This window comes from Streptomyces sp. P17 (genome assembly GCF_032436805.1).
Lineage (GTDB): Bacteria > Actinomycetota > Actinomycetes > Streptomycetales > Streptomycetaceae > Streptomyces.
This window is the reverse complement of record NZ_JAVRBF010000773.1, coordinates 1-274: the sequence shown is the minus strand read 5'-3', so window position 1 is coordinate 274 and position 274 is coordinate 1. Positions and strand designations below refer to the sequence as shown.

The 274-nt window shown below is 65.0% G+C and carries 1 protein-coding gene; it reads left to right on the top strand.

Annotation, left to right across the window (positions count from 1 at the left end; genetic code table 11):
* Positions 1-62: 62 nt before the first annotated feature.
* The coding region (locus RMT89_RS42905) for a hypothetical protein (RefSeq protein WP_315889179.1) at positions 63-274 on the top strand (212 nt) is incomplete at its 3' end.

Sequence of the window (274 nt, the reverse complement as noted above, 5' to 3'; positions counted from 1 at the left end):
CTTTTTTCTCCCCCCTGCGATTCGCGATGGGGGTCGCGCGAGGTCCAGATTGGGGGACTGTAGTGGAGCAGGTCGAGTCTCCTGTCCTGTCGGGTCGGGTGCTGGATGACGGCTTTGGCGAGTCGGTGCGGCAGGCGACTGATGCGGCGCTGCGTGAGTGTCCGCCGTCGCGTCGTGCGCGTGGCTTGGTGGCGGTGATACGTCGTCTTGCTGACGCGATCGATGCGATCGATGCGGAGGGCCTGAATCCGGCGGGGAAGCTGGACAATGTGAC